The following is a 522-nucleotide window of genomic DNA, read 5'->3' as shown; positions in this document are numbered from 1 at the left end:
TTGCTTGCTCCTTTCGAATGTTTGTGTGGTAACTTCATTCTACCAGAGCCTGCAAGCTATGTCTTCTTTTATGCGATTTTCAATTTGCGCAACTTATTGTACCTTATCTTTGATTGGTCAAGATATCCACGCTCTTTTAATAAAAGAAGGCATGCGAAACTGGCATCTCCATGCGAAGATTTCCATTTTTGGTAGAGTGCTTTGTCATCCAGACGATCATATAGTTGTTTATAGTGCTCAATCCTCTCACGCTTTTCTTGCAATGCCTCATATCCTTTCTTGGCAACGTCTAAAAATCCCATAATAAAGATTCCTTTCTATTATTTTTTACCAAATAGACTTCCAAACGGAGATTTTCTGGTCTCTCTGGAAATAATACGACCTGTGTTTTTGACCAAATCCGGAATTGAATTGCGAATTCCAGTCAAACGGAGCGCCCGTTCCGGAGGAACGGTGCGCCCATTCCAACGCAAACGGCGTAGCCGTTCCATTCCAAACGGCGTGAAGCGCCGTCCATCCGTT

At 42.5% G+C, this 522-nt stretch carries 1 protein-coding gene and 1 pseudogene; one reads left to right on the top strand and one right to left on the bottom strand.

Annotation, left to right across the window (positions count from 1 at the left end):
• The coding region (locus ACTQ3R_RS16605) for a hypothetical protein (RefSeq protein ID WP_441780242.1) at positions 1 to 304 on the top strand (304 nt) is incomplete at its 5' end.
• A gap of 16 nt (positions 305 to 320) precedes the next feature.
• Here the strand turns inward: ACTQ3R_RS16605 and ACTQ3R_RS16600 are convergent.
• A pseudogene (locus tag ACTQ3R_RS16600) lies at positions 321 to 522 on the bottom strand (hypothetical protein); the annotation flags it as partial.

Source organism: Lawsonibacter sp. LCP25S3_E2, from assembly GCF_052117285.1.
GTDB lineage: Bacteria > Bacillota > Clostridia > Oscillospirales > Oscillospiraceae > Lawsonibacter.
The sequence above is the reverse complement of the archived record's forward strand: the minus strand, read 5'-3'. Positions and strand labels throughout refer to the sequence as shown.